Source organism: Nostoc sp. (assembly GCF_036917135.1).
GTDB lineage: Bacteria > Cyanobacteriota > Cyanobacteriia > Cyanobacteriales > Nostocaceae > Nostoc.
This window is the reverse complement of sequence record NZ_JBALEA010000086.1, coordinates 1-20089: the sequence shown is the minus strand read 5'-3', so window position 1 is coordinate 20089 and position 20089 is coordinate 1. Positions and strand designations below refer to the sequence as shown.

Annotated in this window: 19 protein-coding genes and 1 pseudogene; 9 read left to right on the top strand and 11 right to left on the bottom strand. The window is 42.7% G+C overall.

All coding sequences use genetic code 11. From position 1 onward, the window contains the following. Positions 1 to 357: 357 nt before the first annotated feature. Positions 358 to 618 carry a hypothetical protein gene (locus V7K50_RS26600; protein WP_334804494.1) on the top strand — a complete coding sequence of 87 codons (261 nt, stop codon included), beginning with the start codon at positions 358 to 360 and terminating at the stop codon, positions 616 to 618. A gap of 83 nt (positions 619 to 701) precedes the next feature. Here V7K50_RS26600 and V7K50_RS26595 read toward each other — a convergent pair whose 3' ends face one another. From V7K50_RS26595 to V7K50_RS26575, 5 genes are all read right to left on the bottom strand, one after another. After that, positions 702 to 2411 carry an iron uptake porin gene (locus tag V7K50_RS26595; protein ID WP_334965379.1) on the bottom strand — a complete coding sequence of 570 codons (1710 nt, stop codon included), beginning with the start codon at positions 2409 to 2411 and terminating at the stop codon, positions 702 to 704. 126 nt (positions 2412 to 2537) lie between these two features. Beyond that, positions 2538 to 3167 (bottom strand): Crp/Fnr family transcriptional regulator, encoded by a 630-nt coding sequence (locus V7K50_RS26590; protein ID WP_334965376.1) that lies wholly within the window; start codon positions 3165 to 3167, stop codon positions 2538 to 2540. A 519-nt stretch (positions 3168 to 3686) separates the two neighbouring features. After that, on the bottom strand, positions 3687 to 4355 hold the full coding sequence (gene phoU / locus V7K50_RS26585; protein WP_334965374.1) for a phosphate signaling complex protein PhoU: 669 nt from the start codon (positions 4353 to 4355) through the stop codon (positions 3687 to 3689). 28 nt (positions 4356 to 4383) lie between these two features. Beyond that, positions 4384 to 5709 carry a sensor histidine kinase gene (locus V7K50_RS26580; protein WP_334965372.1) on the bottom strand — a complete coding sequence of 442 codons (1326 nt, stop codon included), beginning with the start codon at positions 5707 to 5709 and terminating at the stop codon, positions 4384 to 4386. 53 nt (positions 5710 to 5762) lie between these two features. Beyond that, complete coding sequence (locus V7K50_RS26575; RefSeq protein ID WP_334965370.1) at positions 5763 to 6515, bottom strand: response regulator transcription factor; 753 nt, start codon at positions 6513 to 6515, stop codon at positions 5763 to 5765. Positions 6516 to 7038: 523 nt separating this feature from the next. Between V7K50_RS26575 and V7K50_RS26570 the strand changes: the two genes are divergently transcribed. Further along, positions 7039 to 8022 (top strand): hypothetical protein, encoded by a 984-nt coding sequence (locus V7K50_RS26570; protein WP_334965368.1) that lies wholly within the window; start codon positions 7039 to 7041, stop codon positions 8020 to 8022. Between the two features lie 53 nt (positions 8023 to 8075). Next, positions 8076 to 9155 (top strand): hypothetical protein, encoded by a 1080-nt coding sequence (locus V7K50_RS26565; protein ID WP_334965366.1) that lies wholly within the window; start codon positions 8076 to 8078, stop codon positions 9153 to 9155. 467 nt (positions 9156 to 9622) lie between these two features. Here the strand turns inward: V7K50_RS26565 and V7K50_RS26560 are convergent. The 4 genes and pseudogenes from V7K50_RS26560 to V7K50_RS26545 form a co-directional block, all read right to left on the bottom strand. Continuing rightward, positions 9623 to 9892: pseudogene (locus tag V7K50_RS26560) on the bottom strand (Uma2 family endonuclease); the annotation flags it as partial. Between the two features lie 119 nt (positions 9893 to 10011). Then, a complete protein-coding gene (gene hisA / locus V7K50_RS26555) occupies positions 10012 to 10785 on the bottom strand; it encodes a 1-(5-phosphoribosyl)-5-[(5-phosphoribosylamino)methylideneamino]imidazole-4-carboxamide isomerase (protein ID WP_334965364.1) in 774 nt (257 codons plus the stop codon). A gap of 173 nt (positions 10786 to 10958) precedes the next feature. Next, complete coding sequence (locus V7K50_RS26550; RefSeq protein WP_334804503.1) at positions 10959 to 11264, bottom strand: DUF3593 domain-containing protein; 306 nt, start codon at positions 11262 to 11264, stop codon at positions 10959 to 10961. After that, a complete protein-coding gene (locus tag V7K50_RS26545) occupies positions 11261 to 11596 on the bottom strand; it encodes a DUF2499 domain-containing protein (RefSeq protein WP_334965362.1) in 336 nt (111 codons plus the stop codon). Before V7K50_RS26545 ends, V7K50_RS26550 begins: the two co-directional genes overlap by 4 nt. A 506-nt stretch (positions 11597 to 12102) precedes the next feature. On the opposite strand from V7K50_RS26545, the gene csaB reads away from it, so the two are divergent. Then, on the top strand, positions 12103 to 13143 hold the full coding sequence (csaB, locus tag V7K50_RS26540; RefSeq protein ID WP_334965360.1) for a polysaccharide pyruvyl transferase CsaB: 1041 nt from the start codon (positions 12103 to 12105) through the stop codon (positions 13141 to 13143). A gap of 144 nt (positions 13144 to 13287) precedes the next feature. Here csaB and pgeF read toward each other — a convergent pair whose 3' ends face one another. Then, a complete protein-coding gene (gene pgeF / locus V7K50_RS26535) occupies positions 13288 to 14079 on the bottom strand; it encodes a peptidoglycan editing factor PgeF (RefSeq protein ID WP_334965358.1) in 792 nt (263 codons plus the stop codon). 77 nt (positions 14080 to 14156) lie between these two features. On the opposite strand from pgeF, the gene V7K50_RS26530 reads away from it, so the two are divergent. Next, positions 14157 to 14975 (top strand): biotin--[acetyl-CoA-carboxylase] ligase, encoded by an 819-nt coding sequence (locus tag V7K50_RS26530; protein WP_334965356.1) that lies wholly within the window; start codon positions 14157 to 14159, stop codon positions 14973 to 14975. Between the two features lie 90 nt (positions 14976 to 15065). Continuing rightward, positions 15066 to 16667, top strand: a complete 1602-nt coding sequence (locus tag V7K50_RS26525) for a M23 family metallopeptidase (RefSeq protein ID WP_334965354.1) — start codon at positions 15066 to 15068, stop codon at positions 16665 to 16667. Positions 16668 to 16737: 70 nt separating this feature from the next. On the opposite strand, the gene V7K50_RS26520 is transcribed toward V7K50_RS26525, so the two are convergent. Beyond that, positions 16738 to 17418 (bottom strand): riboflavin synthase, encoded by a 681-nt coding sequence (locus tag V7K50_RS26520; protein ID WP_334965352.1) that lies wholly within the window; start codon positions 17416 to 17418, stop codon positions 16738 to 16740. Between the two features lie 340 nt (positions 17419 to 17758). Between V7K50_RS26520 and V7K50_RS26515 the strand changes: the two genes are divergently transcribed. The 3 genes from V7K50_RS26515 (at position 17759) to V7K50_RS26505 (ending at position 19831) form a co-directional block, all read left to right on the top strand. Next, on the top strand, positions 17759 to 18256 hold the full coding sequence (locus V7K50_RS26515; RefSeq protein WP_012406891.1) for a bifunctional nuclease family protein: 498 nt from the start codon (positions 17759 to 17761) through the stop codon (positions 18254 to 18256). Between the two features lie 110 nt (positions 18257 to 18366). After that, the gene (locus V7K50_RS26510; protein WP_334965350.1) at positions 18367 to 19497 is read left to right on the top strand and encodes an aldo/keto reductase; all 1131 of its coding nucleotides are present in this window, start codon (positions 18367 to 18369) and stop codon (positions 19495 to 19497) included. Between the two features lie 130 nt (positions 19498 to 19627). Further along, positions 19628 to 19831 carry a hypothetical protein gene (locus tag V7K50_RS26505; RefSeq protein WP_334965348.1) on the top strand — a complete coding sequence of 68 codons (204 nt, stop codon included), beginning with the start codon at positions 19628 to 19630 and terminating at the stop codon, positions 19829 to 19831. Positions 19832 to 20089: the final 258 nt, after the last annotated feature.

The following is a 20089-nucleotide window of genomic DNA, read 5'->3' as shown; positions in this document are numbered from 1 at the left end:
AAAAAACGTTCCTCTGGGCCTATTGTTTGTCTATGCACAAACAATCCTTTTTGCCATCCTTCTGCTGCGAATATTTTTTGTTTGTGTTAATCCTTGATTTGTGAGATACTATCGCAGTATTTAAAAAAGCTGTTTTATTAACTAGACATAGGAGTGAAAATGACCTAGGGACAATTTATGAATTTTCCCTACCAAAGATTTCGAGCAACGCAGAATTAATTTTCACTCCTATGTCTAGTGCAAACCCTTGTAAAATAAGATTTATACATAGAATATACAAATTTGTAATAATACTGATTGTGTTATTTGACAGCCTTTTTGAATACTGCTCCCCACTCCCCATACCCTGTCCTAATCATGGACGCTTTTGTTCCTATCCCGCCTGAATGGACGAATGAAGCAACACACGCTTACGAGTTTTGCTGTCCTAACTGCCGCTCAAGTAGTCTAGAAGCTGAAAAAGTTTGGCTAAATAGGCGATCGCCTGTACTTACAGAAGACCGTCGTCGCAAATGGCAAGAGTTCTACTATTGTCACTGTGGTTATGTGTGGTGGGCTTGGAGTAGCGATCGCCCCCCAAAAGATATATCGAATCAGTCAGATTATAATCCTACATAGCTAATTTTCTTCCTAAACAAAAGCCCACCTCAAGGTGGGCTTTTGTTTATCTAATTCTGAGCTTTAGATTTGATCACCAATTTTTAGAAGGTGAAGGTAGTACGTAGAGTACCTACATATTCAGTGTCGTTATTATTGTTGTTCTCTGGATTGAAAATTACCAACAAACCAGGAGTGACTTGAATATTGTCGGAAACCTTGTACTTGTAAAGACCCTCTAAGTGATAAGAGGTACCAGAGTCAAAAGTACTACCTGTTTTTACGTTACCACCAGTAACTTGGGGTGGTTGACCAAAGATAATACCTAAAATGTTGCCTTCTTTGCCAAAGTCTCTCAAAGCAAGTGTTGCACCGTAGTACCAAATCTCTGCATCTCTAGCAGCACCAGTAAGAGTAGATGCAGTTGTGTAACCTCCCCAACCACTAAGAGCCAACTTAGGGCTAAATTGGAAGGTAGCTTCTACACCGTAGTTGTTGGATTCAATCTTAGTATTACTACTAATACCAGCTGCGGTATAAGTACTACCAAAGGGATTATTTGCAAAGGCGCTACCTGTACTTTGGAATAGGTTGTTAGCAGCATTACCAGCCAGGTAGGTGTGGGCGTAAGTCAGACCAATATTGAAGGCTTTGTTGGGTTTGAAAGATAGCTGTCCGAAGATAGTGTTATCACCGTTGAACAGCCCGTTATTAAGTCCGGGATTACTAGCACCAAAGCCATTAACAGTAGTAGTACCGTTAGCATTATTTTGATTACTACCCTGTGCTAAATAAGCACCAGTCAAGCTAATAGGGCCCTTAGGATTGAAAGTAACAGTCAAACCAGCACCATTCTGACCTTGACGGTAGATGGGGCTAAAACGTCCGTAACGAGAAAGAGCGCCTGTACCACTGCTCTTGAAGTCAGGATTGAAAACATCAACGTTTTCGTATAACTCACCACCGCTAGCATCAACTTTGACGCGCACTGAGTCCTTAAAGTTGAAAGCATAGTTGATTTTGTCTATGCTAACGCTGTTGTCCGCAGTAGTCACGTCATAGCCCAAGCGGGTCATGTTAGTACCAGTCGCACCAGTACCAGTATTATTATTGACGATATTCCCAGCAGTTAACCGGATTTGCAACTGGTCTTTACCAGTGAAACTGCTGTACAAGTTCAAACGAACTCGGTCACTAAAAGTCGTGTTGGAATCTAATTTGGGACCTGCAGCAGCAGCATTAGAAGCAACTGCTCTGTTACCACCAAAAGGCTCAGATATGTTGAAAATCGCTTCTCCAACCAGCTTGGTGGTAGTGGAGAACTGATTAGCTTCCAACTCAGAGGTGCGGGCTTCTAATCCATCTACACGACCGCGTAGAGTTGCTAGTTCAGCAGAATATTCTTCTTGTAAGCGCTGTAAAGTAGCTAAATCTTGTTTGCTGACCAAATCGGCAGTAGCTGTAGCAATCAGTTCGTTAACCCGGTCTAAACAGGCATTCAAACCTGCGGCAAATTCATAACGGGTTAAAGCACGGTTCCCACGATAAGTACTGTTGGGATAACCTGCAATACAGCCGTAGCGCTCAACTAGTGATTGTAAAGCTTGGAATGCCCAGTCTGTAGGCTGTACATCCGAAAACTGAGAAACTGATGTTACCTGGCCGATGTTGTTAGAATCTTGAGATTCAGATAACTGGGCAACATTTGTTACCTGATTGTTGACTTCAGCAGCTAAGGCGCTATTCGCAGCGAAAAATGCAGAAGCTACAATAACCGGACTGACCTTAAAAAGATTCCAGAATTGTTTTGTCATGTTTTTACTCTCACTCACACCTATTAATCCAATCAAGGTAAAATGCTTAATACATCTTACTTTCAGGAATTCTACACACAATCACAGTCATGATTATACCTTTATGCTGTGATAAACACAAGTCATTTAATATAGTGCTGAACTATAATTTTCAATTAATTTATTTGGCGATCGCAAAATAATGCGGCGTTTGTGACGCAGAAGTGTTCCTTCATCCTCCAACTGTTGTAAGAGCCGGGTAACTGTTACTCGCGTAGTATTTAAGACTTCAGCAATATCTTGATGGGTAACATTTAAATCAATTAGCTTGCCCTTATCTACGTCACGACCAAATTTTTCACTCAACCACACTAAAAACTGCCATAAACGTAGCGAAATTGGTTTTCGATGGACAATACTTAGTAGATCCTCTGCCTGTTGGATGTGAGACAACAAAGCATTAATATCTTGATGCCACAAATGGGGTGGTACAATACTTAGTTCCACGCCAGTCAGACATTCAATCTGGTAGGGCTTGACCTTAGACAAAGGATAGCCAATCAGATCACCCAGTCCCCAATAACCAAGAGTGATGAATGTTCCATCTTCACTCCACGTTAAAGTACGAACTGCACCGTGTTCAATGCGCCAAAGTACGTCATTGTGAGGTGGAATTACTTCCCGACGAGTAAATATCTGCTGGGGTAATTGTCCGATGAAAGCAGAGCTATTTGACACGGCAGAAGAGTTTAAAGTAGGACTTGTGGAATACATCATTAACTGTAATTACATAATTATCAGGGAATCTCGCTATTCACAACAATTAAGAAACTCTAATAATTTGTATTAAAATTTACCTGTATATCTGAAAGTCTATTCTTCTCAATCAGAGCTAGTACTTTGTCAATTTAGTTTTCAGGGTTTGTAGTAAACACTAAAATGCTTAGAAGATCAGGACTAAAGTCATTACTACGAAATTAAACCTGACAGACTACTATGGACTAACTCAAAATCTTCTGAGGGCAACAACTTCTTGTTTAAGATATCTATCAGTGAGATAGACCCAGAGTTTTTTTAGTTGTTTACCCGTTACTTTAATCGTGCAAGTTTAAGAAGAGGTAAGCTTTTAGTAAAATATTGAGTTAACTTATTTTTAATTATTTTAGTATCGTCTGACTATCAAGTAAGTATACAGGCGCAAATAATTAGAAGATAGTAGGGTGGAATGGCGCTTACTTAAGCTGGATTTAGATCCCCGACTTCTTGAAGAAGTTGGGGATCTGGGCAGCACATCAATTAAGAGCGTTGACCGGTGACAATGTATGCTACCCTTTGACCGATATTAGTGGCATGATCTGCCATGCGTTCTAGACAACGAATTGCCAGCGCCAGTAATATAATTGGCTCCACCACACCAGGTACATCCCGTTGTTGGGCTAAAGTCTCATAAACGCGATCGTAGGCATCGTCTACAGTATCATCTAGGTGCTTTAAACGACGACCACCTGCTTCATCAAAATCTCCCAAGGCCTTCAAGCTAGTTGCTAGCATCGCCTGGGCGTGAAGGGACATAGCTTCAATTTCTGGCAAAGACGTATGAGGTGGATAAGGAAAAATTTTAATCGCAATCTCAGCTAAATCCTCAGCATAATCGCCAATGCGTTCTAAATCTCGCACCAACTGCATGAAGGCACTCAAGCAGCGCAAATCTTGAGCCGTAGGTGCTTGCAGCGTCATAATCGCTGTACAGTCTGATTCAATTTGTCTATAAAAGCGATCAATCTTTTTGTCTAATCGAGGAAGTTCCTCTGCTGCTGTTAAATTACGGGCAAATAACGCTTGGTGGCTGAGGCGAAATGATTGTTCTACCAAAGCACCCATGCGTAATACATCCCGTTCTAAGCGCCTAATGGCGCGTGCGAGTTGTGGTCTTTGAGGATTGGGAGTATAATCGACGGCTTTCACACTTATTGTCTCAAAGGTGAAGATATTACTAACTATAGTCTTGGCTTAGGGAGTTTGCCATAACTTCAGGAAATTGGAGTTGCATCCACGCACCACCAGTTTCTGGATGATTCATCGCTTTGATTGAACCGCCGTGAGCGATCAGAATTTGCTCAACGATCGCTAATCCTAAACCATTACCAACGATCGCTCCTATAGAGTTACTATCTTGGGGGGAATGGGTTCGCGCTTTATCTCCTCGATAAAATCGCTCAAAAACATGGGGTAAATCTACCTCAGAAAAGCCGACTCCAGAATCAATAAGATTTATTTCCAGAATTTGGGAAGCAGCATCGCCCCCGTTATTGTCTGTTGATCGGATTTTTGCTTGGACGTGAATGCTTGTAGAAGGAGGACTGTATTTAATACAGTTGTCTAACAAGTTGAGAAAAACTTGGAAAATCCTGGCTCTATCTGCCTTAATCCAAAGATTTTCTGGGCCAGAATAAGAAAAAGATAGATTTTGGCGTCCTGCCAAGGGTTCTAGTGTTTCCCAAACAGATGTAATGAGCGATCGCAATTCTACAGCTTTGGCTTGCAATTGCATATTTGGGTTTGCTTCCATTTGGGTAAGTTCTAACCAGCTTTGCACCAAGCTAATCAGCCGATCAACTTCTTGCATGAGGCGGTTAACCCAGCGATTTAAAGGTGGTTCTAAACGATTTTGTAAAGTTTCTACAACCAAGCGAATCGAAGTTAGTGGCGTTCTGAGTTCGTGCGCTAGATCAGAAAAAGAGCGATCGCGTACTTGATTTATATCTAATAGGGGTTGACGATTTTCTAAAAATACTCCCACTTGCCCATTGGGTAAAGGCAAGCTAGATGCCCGCAAAGCTAGAGATTTTATTGTTGGCATCTGTGCCGCATCATCAAAAGATGGATGAAATATCCATTCTCCCATCTGTGGTTTTTGGCAATCACGAGTTTGCTCAATTAAATGGTCAAGTTCATAAGACCTTACCAACTCCAATAACAAGCGCACCTCTTCTGGTTGCCACCTTTGCAGATACAAAATTTCCTGCGCCTGTCGATTGCACCACAGCAGTTGATTTTCCTCATCCACTTGCAAGTATCCCACGGGTGCAAAATCTAGCAGGTCTTGGTAAGTTTGCAACGACTGCTGCAAATCTTGTCGCTGCTGCTTCACCATCGCTATTTCCTGCCGTAACCCAGGAATCAGCAGCAGTCCCATCTTGGAAGAATGCGAGGTTAACGGTCGGAGTAAGCGCCCCAGGTAGCGGCTAAGTTGAACCTGTTGCCAAACCCAAAACCCAATGCCTACCGCTAAACCCAGAGAAAATCCCAATAAAAGCATTTGAGTTGTTAGTTTCTTGGTGACTACTAAAAACTAACAACTATCTAAACTAATTATCCAAACCTATAGCCAAAACCTCTTACAGTCACAAGATATTCGGGATGACTGGGGTCTTGCTCTAATTTTTCGCGCAACCACCGAATATGAACGTCTACAGTTTTACTATCGCCGACGAAATCGGGACCCCAAACCTGATCTAGTAATTGTTCCCGTGACCATACCCGACGGGCGTAACTCATAAACAGTTCCAGCAAGCGGAACTCTTTAGGGGAAAGACTCACCTCTTGACCACGAACCACCACGCGACATTCTTGAGGATTCAAGCTGACATCCTTGAATTTTAATACTGGTAGTTGTGGTAAATTACTTAGGCGTTGGCGGCGGAGTAAAGCGCGACAACGGGCTACTAACTCGCGCATACTAAAGGGTTTGGTCAGGTAGTCATCTGCACCCACCTCTAACCCCAAAACCCGGTCAGTTTCACTACCCTTAGCACTGAGCATTAAAATAGGTACTGGGTTTCCTTGATGACGCAGCAAACGGCAAATATCTAACCCATTGATTTGCGGCAGCATCACATCAAGAACGATCAGATCAAAAGGAAGTTCCCCTGAGTTGGTTTCAAAACTTTTGAGATACTCTATGGCAGACCGCCCATCTGGGGCAGTTATTACCCCGTAACCTTCTTCTTCCAGAGCGACAACTAGCATTTCCTGGATTAATTCTTCATCTTCTACTACTAGAATGCGGCTGGTTTGCCCAATTTCCGTTCTGGCAGAGTATTTGGTCGATTCACTGGTATACATTGATCTCACAAAAGTCTAGGACTGTGCTTGTATCAATTAGAAGGGGTGAACTACCCCGACGCAAGACGGACGTAGCTCTCCCAATTCATCGGGAATAGCCTCCAGAACTCAGTAGTACTAGAAAGTCTGCCATTCCCTCCTCTTCTCAGAAGTCCTGGTTCCCAAGACTCAAATTACCTAAAAGCTAATGGTTTTTGCTTGTGGCATTGATCGTCAAGACACTAACTATAATACCCGAAAAATTGGCAAGGATTATCTTGACAAGAGCAGATTAGATTAGGTATATTTATTTTAGTACAAAAGTACTATAAGCCTCAAAGGGAAAACCATAACTGAAAAACAGAAGGACATAACTAACATATATGTGGAAAATTCGTACTCCACTAAGTGTCCTATATGATCATTTCAGTATTTTCACTGTGAGAAAAATGTCGATTTAAAGGCTACTCTGATGTCTGCATAGGGTAGTCATTGGTATGGCTTGCTACCCAATAAATCATTGCCTATTGGAGGGAGTTGGAAGATGACTACAGTTGGAGTCAAGGACAGCAAACAACAACTAATGCAAGCATTTCAACAAATTATTATCCAAAGAAAAAAGCTCGAATCTAAAATAGCAACCAAACAAGAGGAAGCAGAAAAGGCAAAAAGTCAAGAAATTCTCCAAGCAGCTTCTGCATATACAGTTGATAGTATTGTCAAAGGTTTAGCTGATTTACAATTGGAGTTTGGCAGTATTCTCAATGCATTATCTGAAAAACTAGCTCAAGAAAATTTTAAGTTAGATGAATTGAACCGAGCTATAGAAATTGAAACTCAACGTCTACAAGAGCTTCAACAAATTAGAGTGATAGCAGATACTCTAGACATTTTAAGTCAAGAACACCAAGAAAAATTAAAAAACCTCGAACAAGATACTATCAGCAAAAGGGAAGCACTAGAAAAAGAAATTATAATCAGGCGAAAAGAATGGCAAAAAGAGCAAGCAGAGTATGAAGAAAAACTCCAAACATATAATGATTTATTAGCCAAAGATCGCCAGCAAGAACAAGAAGAATCTCAGTATAAGTTAGAAAATACTCGTAAATTCAATACAGACAGCTACGAAGCGATAAAGCGCCAACAACAAAGGGAAATCCAAGAAAATTCTCAAAGGAAACAGAAAGATTGGGCAGAACGAGAAAAGATATTCGCTGAACGCCAACCCCTCTTTGCAGACTATGAACAAAAAGTAACTACGTTTCCTAACGAGATGGAAGAAGCCGTTAAGAAAGCTAGGGAAGAGGCAATTAAAGAAAGCAGCCAAAAAGCTAAAATTGAGGCTGATTTATTTGAAAGAGAATGGGAATCTAACAAACAGAGTTATGAACAAAAAATTCTATCTCTGGAAGAAACAATTAAGAAACAGTCTGAGCAAATAGAAGGTATTTCGGCTCAGTTGCAAACTGCATTAAAACAAGCACAAGACTTAGCTATGAGGGCTTTTGGTAGTTCTAATCCTAAATAGTTTTGAGTCTCTAGTATCTTAATCATTTTAAATTCCTGAAGAGGAGGTTTGTTGTGGTGGTGAAAAAACCGACTGATAAGAATACTAAGGTAGAAATTCTTCAGGCGTATGAGGAGTTAGCTAAAGAAAAAGCAGCACTGAAATCGGAACTCGATCAAGTTGCCAAAGAAAACCAATTTGGAAGTAAAGAACAGCCTAAATTAGAACAAAAAATACCTATGAATCAGCTTTCTAGTGTCCAACAAAAGATGAATAATACAATTGAAAGCTTGGCGAAGATTCAATTAGGTTTTGGCAGTTCTGCTAATGAATTATCGGAACAGCTAACCACAAAAGCCTCGAAGTTAGAAGAAATTAGGCGGAATTTAGAAGAAGAAATCCAGCAATTAGCACAGTTGCATAATTTAGAGATTTCTGATGATATCTTGGATACTCTTATCCAAGCCTATGAAGATAATACTAAAGCTTATCAGGATGAATATAGCCAGCGTTCTGAAGTGTTATTTCAAGAAATACTAGAGCAAAAGAATACTTGGGGAAAAGAACAGGAGGAACAGCAACGAGCGATAAAAGAACGGAATGAAAACTTGCATAAAACTCGACAACGTGATGCGTCAGAGTATAAATATAATTTAGAACTCCAGAGGCAACTGCAAAGTGACGAATACGAACAAGAGCAGAAAGCACTATATAAGCAACTGGAAGAATTACTACAAGAAACAGAAAAACAGTGGGCTGAACGAGAGAAAGCAATTTCTGAGAGAGAGAAACAATTTGAAGAATTAAAAACCAAGGTAGAGGCTTTTCCGAAAGATAAAGAAGCAGCTATTAAAAAAGCTACAGAAGAAGGCAAAGGCATCGCCCACTATCAAGCTAAAGTAAAATCAGATTTATATTCTAAGGAAGTGGAAGGGCAAAAGCGTTTCTATGAACAAAGATTGCAATCTCTAGAACAAACTATTACTAATCAAGAGACACGGATTCAAAATCTTTCTAAACAACTTGAATCTGCTCTCAAACAAGTTCAGGATTTGGCGGTTAAAGCTATTGAAGGTAATTCAAATGTTAATTCATATCAGGCTATTAAAGAAATAGCTTTAGAACAGGCAAAGACTCAAGCGAAAAACAAATAAGTTGATTTTGTAAGAATTCAGAAGTCAGAATAGTTGAAGATTCAGGAGAACATTTGATGAATCAATATATCAAGTGTGCTTGATTTCTTCTAAATTCTGAATTCTGATTCCTGGGTGCTGAATTCTTGCCTGATTTATTTTTAATGAGAATTGTAGAGACATAATTTAATTTAAATCTCTACAATAAACTAGAAAGCTTTTTATTCAGTTTTCTTTGGTTTTTTGATGTCTGGGGGAGGTTGTAGTTTCTTCTTTGTTCCACTAGCCTGTGTTTGCTTCGATGCTTGGTTGGAATTTTGTTCTTGACTAGACATAAATAATACTAAATTTTAAAGTCTAATACAATTTAATCTAGATTACGGGTATTGTCGATTACCGAGATAACGCTTCACGCACCCACTGCCTAAATAGCTATCCGGTTCTACACCTGCTGCCATTTGCGTAGGCGCAGATCAACCTAGGCATCGCTTAAATGTTGTCGATCCGTAAGGTTCCCAGTCAAGTTCTAACTCATCAAGTAGAATTTTAACCATGTCGCCGATTAATTATTTGTCAACTTCATGTTCTGGTGAAGGGATGCGAATCTCTAACAGCCCTTGATAGTAAGCAACTCGTGCGGCGCGATGTTCTCCAAGTTCTTCTAGAATTGCTTCAAACTCTGCCCAACTGATCTCGCGCAATGTCAAGTACTGCCCTGGTTGAACGTCGATCTGGCGCAGTTGCAGTGTTACAACCATTTCATCCTCCGTACCGTTCACTGTTTAGTTAAAACAAATAGCTGGACTGGTTAAGAATCCCACACTGGACTCGGTACTCTGAGTCAGTGTGTGGATTTTTCTACTAAAGACAGAAAATATCAAGCAAAGGTAGAAAAACCTAGATTCGGTGGAATATCCTGAATCCGCCCAGGCCCGATCGCTCGTAATGCTTCTTTGAGTAAAATATCTCCAGTATATAAAGCACGTCCGACAATTACACCAGTTACACCTTGAGGTTCTAACGCCAACAAACTCAACAAGTCGGTGACAGAACTTACCCCGCCAGAGGCAATTATCGGGATGGAAATTCCTGCTGCAAGTTCTCGTAAAGCTTCTAAATTGGGGCCTGTGAGTGTACCATCTCGGTGGATATCTGTGTAAATTATGGCGGCTGCGCCCAATTCTTGCATTTGTACAGCCAGTTGGGTTGCTAAAACTTCTGAGGTTTCTAACCAACCGCGAGTTGCTACGAGGCCGTTACGGGCATCAATCCCGATGATAATTTGTTCGGGAAATTCTTGGCAGAGTTCTTGCACTAGCTGGGGTTGTTCGACGGCGATGGTGCCGAGAATTGCCCACTGTATGCCGAGATTAAATATTTGTTGTACGCTGGTGCGATCGCGCAATCCTCCACCAATTTCAATGGGCACTGACACCGCATGAGCGATCGCTTCTATTGCCCCCAGGTTTACTACTTTACCTGCTTTGGCACCATCTAAATCAACTATATGTAATCTGGTAGCACCTTCATCTACCCACTGTTTGGCAACATCAGCAGGATTTTCGCTAAAAACTTGCGAGCGATCGTAGTCTCCCTGATACAGTCGCACACAGTGACCTTCTAGTAAATCAATCGCTGGAATTACATCCATTTAATTCTTCCTCATAACTCTAATGCCATCAAACACTAATATCTTCATTTTTAACGGGTCGCGTCACTGGGGACTGGGAAGAGTTTTCTTCTCGTGCGTAAGCATAGCTCGCCGGAGGCATCGCTACTTGGTTTAAGTCCCAATCCCTTCCAAGTTTTCCAAGTATTGAGTCCCTAATCCCCAGTCCCTAATCCCTTTTTTAATTGCCTTACAGCTTGTCCAAAACCCAGCACAAGCAAGATATTAGAAAGGGTCAAAAATAGTTCTGCACCACCATGTAACCAATCTACATTGGCCAAAGACTCGCCATAATGCAATTGAGCGTAAATTCCGGCTGGGATGGTGATGGCAACAAAAACGAGAGTGCCGTAAAATCCATACAGCGCTAAACGCGGCATTTGCGGACTGCGGCTGATAAACCACAAGAAACCCAAATAGGGAAACAGTGAAAGTGCAAACAGGGTTTCTTTAGAAATCATTGCTCTGATTTGATAGGTTTTGGTTCAACAGTGTCAGGAGATTTAGTAGAACGCCAAATCAAAAAGGCTGCTGCCCAAAGTGTAAAATTACCAACTAAGGTCATGGTAGCTTGAAGCGTTACCATCCATTCTAGAGATTCGGCGTTGTCGAAATAATGCCAGGTACAGGCACACATAGCGCTAACTAAAGCTGGTAACATGGCAAGGGATAATCCCCACCAATTGCGGTTATTAGTCAGTTCGCCGTAAGTCCAAATTAACCAAATAGCGACAATCCACTCAATAACGCTAGAAATATGAATAATCCAAGTGGGAATCGAAAGGGTGTGCATAGAGTGGGGAGTGGGGAGTGGGGAGTGGGGAGTGGGGAGTTAGGAGTTAGGAGTTAGAAGTTAGGAGTTAGGAGTTAGAAGTTAGGAGTTAGGAGTTTTCACATCTTTATATAGATAGCTACGTTGAAAATCAAACTTGGAAATGAGTCTAGTAGACTGTGGCGGAAGTTTGCCTACCTTTTACAAGTTGCTTAAGTAGGGGCAATTCATGAACATTGGTGTCAACTTAAGCCTGGGCGAATGGAATGATGCCTCCGGCACGCCTGCCGTAGGATGCCCAAAGGGCTGTAGGGCGAACGCGGCTACACAAACTCTCGTCCGCCTGCGCGGACTAAGAGAAAATTAATGTTTTTAACCCGTGCAGGCGGGTTTCGTCTGTATAAACGCGGTTTCTAACCGCTCTTTTAACGTTAACTTCACACCAATGATTCATGAATTGCCCCTACTTGTCTGTTAAAAAAAGCTATTAATCTAAAATCCAAAATCCAAAATCTAAAATGGTCAAGATGCGGGCATTATTGTCTGGGTATTACGGTAAAGGTAATGGTGGTGATGAAGCTTTGTTAGCAACGCTTTTGCAAATGTTACCATCTGATGTGACCCCTGTGGTGCTTTCTGGTAATCCAGAGTCAACGCGCGATCGCTACAATGTAGAAACCTACGATCGCATGGCTCCTTTACCTGTAATACAAGCTTTGCGCTCAAGTGATGCCTTGATTTGGGGCGGTGGGAGTCTCATTCAAGATGTTACCAGTACTATCAGCCCCTTTTATTATGGGGGACTGATGGCATTAGCGCAGAAAATGGGTTTGAAAACTGTTGCTTGGGCGCAGGGTATCGGCCCCTTAGTGCGTCCGCAAACTCGTTGGTTGGCACGGCAAACTTTTGGTAATTGTACCAAAGTCAGTGTCCGCGATCGCGCCAGTGCTGCTTTATTATCTGATTGGCAGATTCCTTGTATCATAGCTCCTGACCCGGTTTGGGCGTTGGAGTCGAAACCAGTACCAGGACTTTGGGATTTACCTGCGCCGAGAGTTGCGGTAACCTTGCGATCGCATCCCCAACTTACAGAAACACGTCTGGCAAACTTAACTCGTGCTTTAGTTGACTTTCAAAAAGCCACGCAAGCTTTTATTTTACTACTGCCATTTCAAAAAAGTGAAGATTTAAGTATTGCCGAAGCCATTCAACCCCAACTTAAAGACGTCAGCCAGATTTTGTGTCTAGAAGATCCGCAACTTTTAAAAGGTGTGTTTCGCGGCGTGGAAATGGCAATTGGAATGCGCCTGCACAGCTTAATTATGGCAGCATCTCTTGGTTGTCGCTGTTTTGCTCTTAGTTATGATCCCAAGGTAAATCGTCTTATGGAAGACTTAGAAATGCCTGGGTGGGATTTAGCAAGTTTACCTGATGATCCCAATTTGATTGGTCTGACTTGGATGGAGCATTATGCTAACGGTGATCCTTTATCACCAGAGAAAATACAATCTTTAGTAGATAGGGCATTAATGCACCGTGAGTTGTTGAAGGAAGCGTTAACAGGATAGTTGGTATTGATAAGCTAAACCATATCTAGTTTGCATATTAAAAATTAATATAACTCTTGTGTGGTGGGCAACATGAGCGCCCTAATTATGCAAGGTTATTTGTGGAACAGCTTACTCTTAAATCGTCCAAGAATTTGTACACATTCAGCAAGATTCTTTACCAGAAAAGCTAACAATTCCAGACCATTGCACCTTTTTCTCTTTCTCTCGGCGGTAAGAAAAGAAATGCTCTGGAGTTTGGAAAGTACAATAAGGTGCGATCGCAATTTGTTCTGCACTAATCCCCAAATTTTCCAGTTGTAAGCTATTCACTCGCCGGACATCCAGCCGTACCTTTCCAGGATTCGGGTCTTCTAGTAAAGGTGAATTTGGTAGCTCATGTAATGCGATTAAAATTTTTTCTTCATCATTGTGTGGTATAATGCTGGCTCCAATTTCGGCAGCCACTTCCATAGAGACTTGGTAAACTTCACCAGCGATCGCTGGTCCCATCGCAATTCTCAAATCATCGAGTTTGCTGCCTTGAGATTGTAATCGAGCGATCGCCAAGGGGACAATTTTCTTCGCAGTTCCCCGCCAACCTGCGTGTAATGCTGCCACCCGTCCAGTTTGCACATCCCCAATCAGCACGGGTGTACAATCTGCACTAGCTACCCAGACTGCTTGTAGAGGCTGCTCGCTAATTAAACCATCTGCCGATGCTAGATCCTCCCCAGCAGAGCTTAAAAAGCTTTCAACTTCTTGGGGGGTGAGAACAGTATTGCCATGAACCTGCTTTAAGCGATAGACTGATGCCTCTGGTTGCAATACTTCTGTGAGAACTTGTGGCGATCGCGGCCAAAACTGCTGGGTAAAAAAGCCGTGATGCCAACGTTCCAGAATACTACAAGTTAAATAGGGCAGTCCTTCCCAATTGCGCCAGTGCCAAGTGTGCATCTTCAACCAAACCTAAACAGAAATCACTCATTAGCCAATCAATGCTAACTTGAACAACGGAATTTGGGTTAACTGCTGTGGGATTTAATCTGCAAAACTTGGAATCAGCCTTGCAAGCAGGGCGTAAACATACATATTTACCATTTTCCCTCCACTTTTTTGAAAGCGTCTCCTCAACCAACCAAACCCTTTGGAACTTACTTAACCAAGGAGCTATTTCGGGAACAGTAGTAATCGCAACTCATCAATCTGCTGGGCGGGGACAATGGGGCCGCCAGTGGATTTCTCCCCTTGGGGGACTATACGTTTCCGTGGCCATTTCTTTCGACCAAAAAATAGCGGCCACTGACAGCTATCAGCTAACTTTTGCTACAGCTTGGGGAATTGCGTCTCAATTGCGCCAATGCGGTATAGATGTTGGGATAAAATGGCCTAACGATTTAGTTTTAGATGGTCGCAAACTCGGCGGCATTTTGACGGAAACCAAAGTAAACAAAGGACAAATCACCCAAGCAGTAATTGGTGTTGGGATTAACTGGACAAACCCAGTACCAGAAACTGGAATAAATCTGGAATCGTGGCAAGCATTCCAAGACTTCAGACCGATTCCTTGTCTGGAAATGCTCACCTCTACAGTCTTGTTGGGAATAGAATCCGGTATGGAGTGCCTTTGGGAAGAAGGAGTAAGCATACTCTTGTCTCGCTATCTAGATTTGCTTACAAACATGGGCGATCGGGTGTACGTCAATAATCTTTCAGGTACAGTAGTTGGAGTGACTCCTCAAGGAAATTTACGAGTTGATTTAGAATCATACAATACAAAGGAACTAATTACACCGGAAATTTATATTGAACCCGGTACAATCAGTTTGGGATACCATAAATCTTCCGTTTAAATCTGAGGTTTGTTCAAAATTTCGCTCTTTGGGCAAGACAAACCACTAGCATCATCTCTTTAGACTAATTACACACAACTGAGAGAACAAATGACGCAGCGCAATAATTCTGCCCATCATCGTTTGCACTACTTATGGCAGCCAAGTCTGACCAAAAAACGTTTTGCCTCGACGCTACCAGCTCAGAGCCTCTGTTGGCTGAGTAGCTTCAGCCTCCTCAGTGGCGGCTTTGTGTTTGCCCAAACGGAAACACAAGTAGACAACATCGTTCCCACTGTTGAAAGTTCCCAAACAACAGCAGTTATAAATCCAGTTAAAGCCTCTCTGCGAGACGCTACGCGTAGCTTGCTTCCACGAAGTGGTACGACTTCGCTCGGCTTAAAAAAACAGGCTGTTGCACCCGAAGCGGCTCAAGCGCAACCGGAATTTTCCCAACGGCGAACCAGACTCAGACAGAGACTAAGTAACCCAGAGGTTGCTCAATCAAAAGATCCAGTTAGGCAGTCTACACCCAAAATCGAAACTGCCCAACCTGTTGTAATTATCAGACAGTCAGAGCCAAAGGTAGAAGCTTCCCAAGTCACTCCTGTAAGGGTGACACCGGAAAAACCCAATACCCGTACCCGCTCTTTACCTGAAAAACTCCCAGAAGTTGCTCAACCATCAAATAACTCAAACAGCCCTGTCAGTGCAACAGTGGGGAAAACCAAGGATTATAATAACGCCTTTATTGATCCTAATAGTTATGACAATGGTGCTACAGGTACTTATCAAGCACCAAATTCTGTAATTCTCACCGAACGCTCCAGTGGTTGTCGAGCTATTTTGCCGTCAGTTTGCGCCAAAGTACCCCAGAAGAGTGTAGCTAATTCTAATGGTAAACCAGCACCTACTTGGCTCAGAAGAAGTGAAAACGCCCAATTACCAGTAGTACCACCCGTGCGCCAGGTTGCAACTACTGGCAACACCAGCAGATGGCGTCCTGCTCAAAGTGGTTCTACTGGTAACAGCAAGAGCGCATTTCGCCCGAATCGGTTTATTCCGAGTCCTGGCGAGTTCAGCCCGACAACAGTGAGTGCAACTCCCATCACGCCGAGTGGTGGGACTTTACCTCCACCAATGGCAGATGGCAACATTGCCCCCCGCCCTGGCACTGTAGCTTACGACTTCTCGCTGGCATCAGTATTGCCGCAAATGCCTTCCACCGTGAGAGTTGCCTATAGTGGTACGGGAATGATGTATCCATTATCTATTCCCGCTCCGATTACTTCTTTGTTTGGTTGGCGAGTTCATCCAATCACAGGTAATCAACGTTTCCATGCTGGTACAGACTTGGGTGCGCCCACGGGAACACCTGTTTTGGCAGCTGCTGCTGGTCAAGTGGAAACTGCTAACTGGATGGGTGGTTATGGTTTAACCGTTATCCTAAATCACAAATCTGCTGAACAAACTCTCTACGGTCACATGTCAGAAATCCTTGTTCAACCTGGACAATGGGTACAACCTGGAACCATCATCGGGCGAGTTGGCAGCACCGGGGCTTCCACAGGTCCTCACCTGCACTTTGAAGTCCGCCACTTAACACAAGATGGGTGGGTTGCTACTGATCCAGGCGTGGAATTACAAAGCGCCCTCAGCCAGTTAGTACGAGGCTTGCAAACTGCTCAGGTTAGCCAGCAACCGGGCAGCTAGATTGGAAATTTTGGATTTTAGATTTTAAATTTTAAATTAATCTAAAATCCAAAATCCAAAATCTAAAATGTTAGAGATACCCGTGTTCTGCTAAGAATGCGGGTGTAATGCCATCTATACTATTGTCATCAGAGGGTTTGCTGTGTGGGTTGCCAGAATGAAGGAATTTTTCGACGTATTTGCCGAGAATATCCCCTTCTAGATTTACCAAACTGCCAGCCACCAAATAGCGAAGATTTGTCTCGGTGTATGTGAGGGGAATTACCGACACCTTAAATTGGCAGAGTTCTGGCTCATATCCTGCGACTGTGAGACTGATGCCATTGACAGCTATGCTACCTTTGGGGACAATGTACCGTGCGATCGCATCAGATGCAATAAAGGTCATTTCCCAAGAAGTCGCCGTTTGTTCTGCCACTAGCAATCGCCCAATGCCGTCTACATGACCCATCACAAAATGACCACCAACTTTGCCACCCACTCTTAGCGACGCTTCTAAATTGACATATCTCTGTTGGGTTGGCTCACCTCCGAGAGTCGTGCGGCGTAGCGTTTCCGGTGAAGCTGTGGCGATAAACCCGTCTTTTAAAACTTTTTCTACTGTCAGGCAAACACCATCTACAGCAACACTATCACCATAGGCCAAATCTTGCATAATTACTTTACACGAATTGCTTATGCAAGTAATTTGCCAAGAATCCCCCCCCAGGGGTTCCATCGTTCCTAATGCTTGGATTAATCCTGTAAACACGGCTTTTTTGTCAAACTAACTCTATTTATGGCCTAATTTTGGCAGAAATCAATTGGTAATTGTCACATAAATCTAGAACATCCAAGTATATTTTCTGACTTTTTTTCGGATAGGAACATTAACACATTAGCATCCTTCACAAGGCATACTTGGGTAAGAAGGTTATTGTTTAAGAAGACCAATTTGACTTACTCTGGTTTTCACCACAAGTTCGGAGTTTAATAGAAGCAATTATAGAGAACAAATGCTTATGTTTATTGCTCTCGCCAAACCGCCTAAAAAGGGGTACTATTTGTTACACAGCATCCAAGGTTCTCAAAGGATTGTAGAGGCCTAGCCAATGATTGAAATGAAAGTCGCTGGCATAGCATTAGATGCCATAACCCGCAGCCCAATCGTACTTTTGAAAGATTCTTCAGATCGGCGAGCTTTGCCAATTTACATTGGTCAGGAACAGGCTAGGGCCATTATGGGCGCACTGGAGAATCAGAAGCCTCCCAGACCCTTAACTCACGACCTGATTGTGAATCTTCTAGAGACTTGGAACATGACTCTAGAAAAGGTAATTATTCATTCCCTGCAAAAGGATACATTTTATGCAGCTTTAATTGTCCAGCAAGGCGAGGTCAAAAAAGAAATTGACGCGCGTCCTAGCGATGCGATCGCTATTGCCCTCCGTACAAATACACCAATTTGGGTAATGGAAGAAGTTATTGCCGATGCTTCTATCCCCGTTGACCGCGATGCAGATGAAGCCGAACAGCAAGCCTTCCGTGAATTTATTTCCAATCTCCGTCCTGAAGATTTGATCAAGCGCTTTGGTAATGGCGACAGCTAAATCAAAGTTATGAGTTATGAGTTATGAGTTATGAGTTATGAGTTATGAGTTATGAGTTATTTGCTTCAACTCCTAACTGTTAACTGTTAACTCCTAACTCTTTGTTAAAGATGCAATACCGACGCTTTGGAAAAACGAATCTGCGCCTCTCGGTTTTTTCTCTGGGAACAATGCGCTACCTGGCTTCTGTTGAAAACGCTCACCAGACCATCGAACAAGCCTTAGCGCTAGGAATTAATCATCTAGAAACCGCCAGAGGTTACGGCAAAAGCGAGGAGTATCTTGGTCAGGCGCTAAAAGCTGGGTTATCAGTACCCCGAACAACGCTTTACATCACTACCAAAATCTCAGCGACAGCTGATGCTGACTCCATGCGTCGGTGCATCGACGAATCCCTAGAACGATTACAGCTAGATTATTTGGATTGCTTAGGTGTTCATGGTTTAAACACTTGGCAACATTTGGAGTGGGTGCAAGCCAAAAATGGCTGTATGCAAGCCGTAGAGGAAGCTGTTGCTGATGGTCGAGTCCGGCACGTTGGTTTTTCCACCCACGGGTCATTAGAGTTAATTCAGGCTGCAATAAATACAGATTTTTTTGAATTTGTCAATCTGCATTATTACTATTTTTTTCAACGGCATGCACCAGCGATTCAAGCAGCTGCCGATAAGGATATGGGCATTTTTATTATTTCCCCTGCTGATAAGGGAGGACGCCTTTACACGCCACCCCAAACCCTTAAAGACCTGTGTTACCCGTATTCACCCTTAGAATTAAATTATCGATTTTTACTTGCTGATAACCGTATTACTACTTTAAGTATAGGGCCAGCAAACCCAGATGAATTAATGGAACCTTTGCAAGTTGCTGACGATGATGGAGAGCTAAAATCAGCAGAAATTTCTGCTTTCTGGCGTTTAGAAAATCACCAAAAAGTTACCTTGGAAACTGATAAGTGTAGCCAGTGTTATGCTTGTTTACCCTGTCCAGAAAATATCAATATTCCAGAGGTATTGCGCTTACGTAATCTCGTAGTGGCATACGACATGAAAGACTATGGACAATATCGTTACGGAATGTTTGAAAATGCAGGTCACTGGTTCCCTGGTATGAAAGGCGATCGTTGTACAGAATGCGGTGACTGTTTGCCTCGGTGTCCAGAAAAGTTAGATATTCCAGCTTTATTGGCAGATACTCACGAAAGATTAAATGGGAAAGCAGGTAGGAGATTGTGGGGTTGACACTTTCCGGTCTAAAGACTTACTGTGTACACACAAGTCGGAAAACCTCATCCATATTGGCTTGAATCTGGTAGGGTCTGTGACATGAGTTCAGCTAATGGCATTTGAGAATCTCCTCGTTTGAGGGCTGGTGAAAGGAAGCGATCGCCCTCTCATTTTAGCCTTGCGATCGCATCCACGGTTGCAGCTTAAAGTGGAATCTGGCTTCTGGTTAGTACTGCCAGAGAAAAGTGATGCTGGGTTTCCTGTTGTCAACCTAGCCTACGGCGATAGGCGATCGCCCTACTTTGACCTATGCAATTGCACCCTCTGGAGCTATTATAACGACGTATAACGTTCGCGCTAACCGGACGCAGATATCATTGCAGTAACTTGCTGCTGAATTCAAGCAGACGCGGCTCAAGTATCGTCCCAACCAAAAACGAAGCCTTATAACGGTGAAGTTGAGCCGCCATAAATAACGAAGCCTTATAACGGTGAAGTTGAGCCGCCATAAATAGGGGTTGCTGAAAAAGTCATAAAAAAGCAATTTCAAGGGTTGACCAGTTATTCAAGCATGAATAGAGATAGTTTTCTGTTATCTATAGCTAGC

What these genes read in the sequence shown, in the direction of transcription:
- pgeF (WP_334965358.1), bottom strand. Translation starts at nt 14,079, where the DNA reads ATGCACACTTGGCACTGGCGCAATTGGGAAGGACTGCCCTATTTAACT.
- csaB (WP_334965360.1), top strand. Translation starts at nt 12,103, where the DNA reads ATGCGGGCATTATTGTCTGGGTATTACGGTAAAGGTAATGGTGGTGAT.
- V7K50_RS26510 (WP_334965350.1), top strand. Translation starts at nt 18,367, where the DNA reads ATGCAATACCGACGCTTTGGAAAAACGAATCTGCGCCTCTCGGTTTTT.
- V7K50_RS26550 (WP_334804503.1), bottom strand. Translation starts at nt 11,264, where the DNA reads ATGATTTCTAAAGAAACCCTGTTTGCACTTTCACTGTTTCCCTATTTG.
- V7K50_RS26545 (WP_334965362.1), bottom strand. Translation starts at nt 11,596, where the DNA reads ATGCACACCCTTTCGATTCCCACTTGGATTATTCATATTTCTAGCGTT.
- V7K50_RS26580 (WP_334965372.1), bottom strand. Translation starts at nt 5,709, where the DNA reads ATGCTTTTATTGGGATTTTCTCTGGGTTTAGCGGTAGGCATTGGGTTT.
- V7K50_RS26570 (WP_334965368.1), top strand. Translation starts at nt 7,039, where the DNA reads ATGACTACAGTTGGAGTCAAGGACAGCAAACAACAACTAATGCAAGCA.
- V7K50_RS26575 (WP_334965370.1), bottom strand. Translation starts at nt 6,515, where the DNA reads ATGTATACCAGTGAATCGACCAAATACTCTGCCAGAACGGAAATTGGG.
- V7K50_RS26595 (WP_334965379.1), bottom strand. Translation starts at nt 2,411, where the DNA reads ATGACAAAACAATTCTGGAATCTTTTTAAGGTCAGTCCGGTTATTGTA.
- V7K50_RS26590 (WP_334965376.1), bottom strand. Translation starts at nt 3,167, where the DNA reads ATGATGTATTCCACAAGTCCTACTTTAAACTCTTCTGCCGTGTCAAAT.
- V7K50_RS26525 (WP_334965354.1), top strand. Translation starts at nt 15,066, where the DNA reads ATGACGCAGCGCAATAATTCTGCCCATCATCGTTTGCACTACTTATGG.
- V7K50_RS26600 (WP_334804494.1), top strand. Translation starts at nt 358, where the DNA reads ATGGACGCTTTTGTTCCTATCCCGCCTGAATGGACGAATGAAGCAACA.
- V7K50_RS26515 (WP_012406891.1), top strand. Translation starts at nt 17,759, where the DNA reads ATGATTGAAATGAAAGTCGCTGGCATAGCATTAGATGCCATAACCCGC.
- hisA (WP_334965364.1), bottom strand. Translation starts at nt 10,785, where the DNA reads ATGGATGTAATTCCAGCGATTGATTTACTAGAAGGTCACTGTGTGCGA.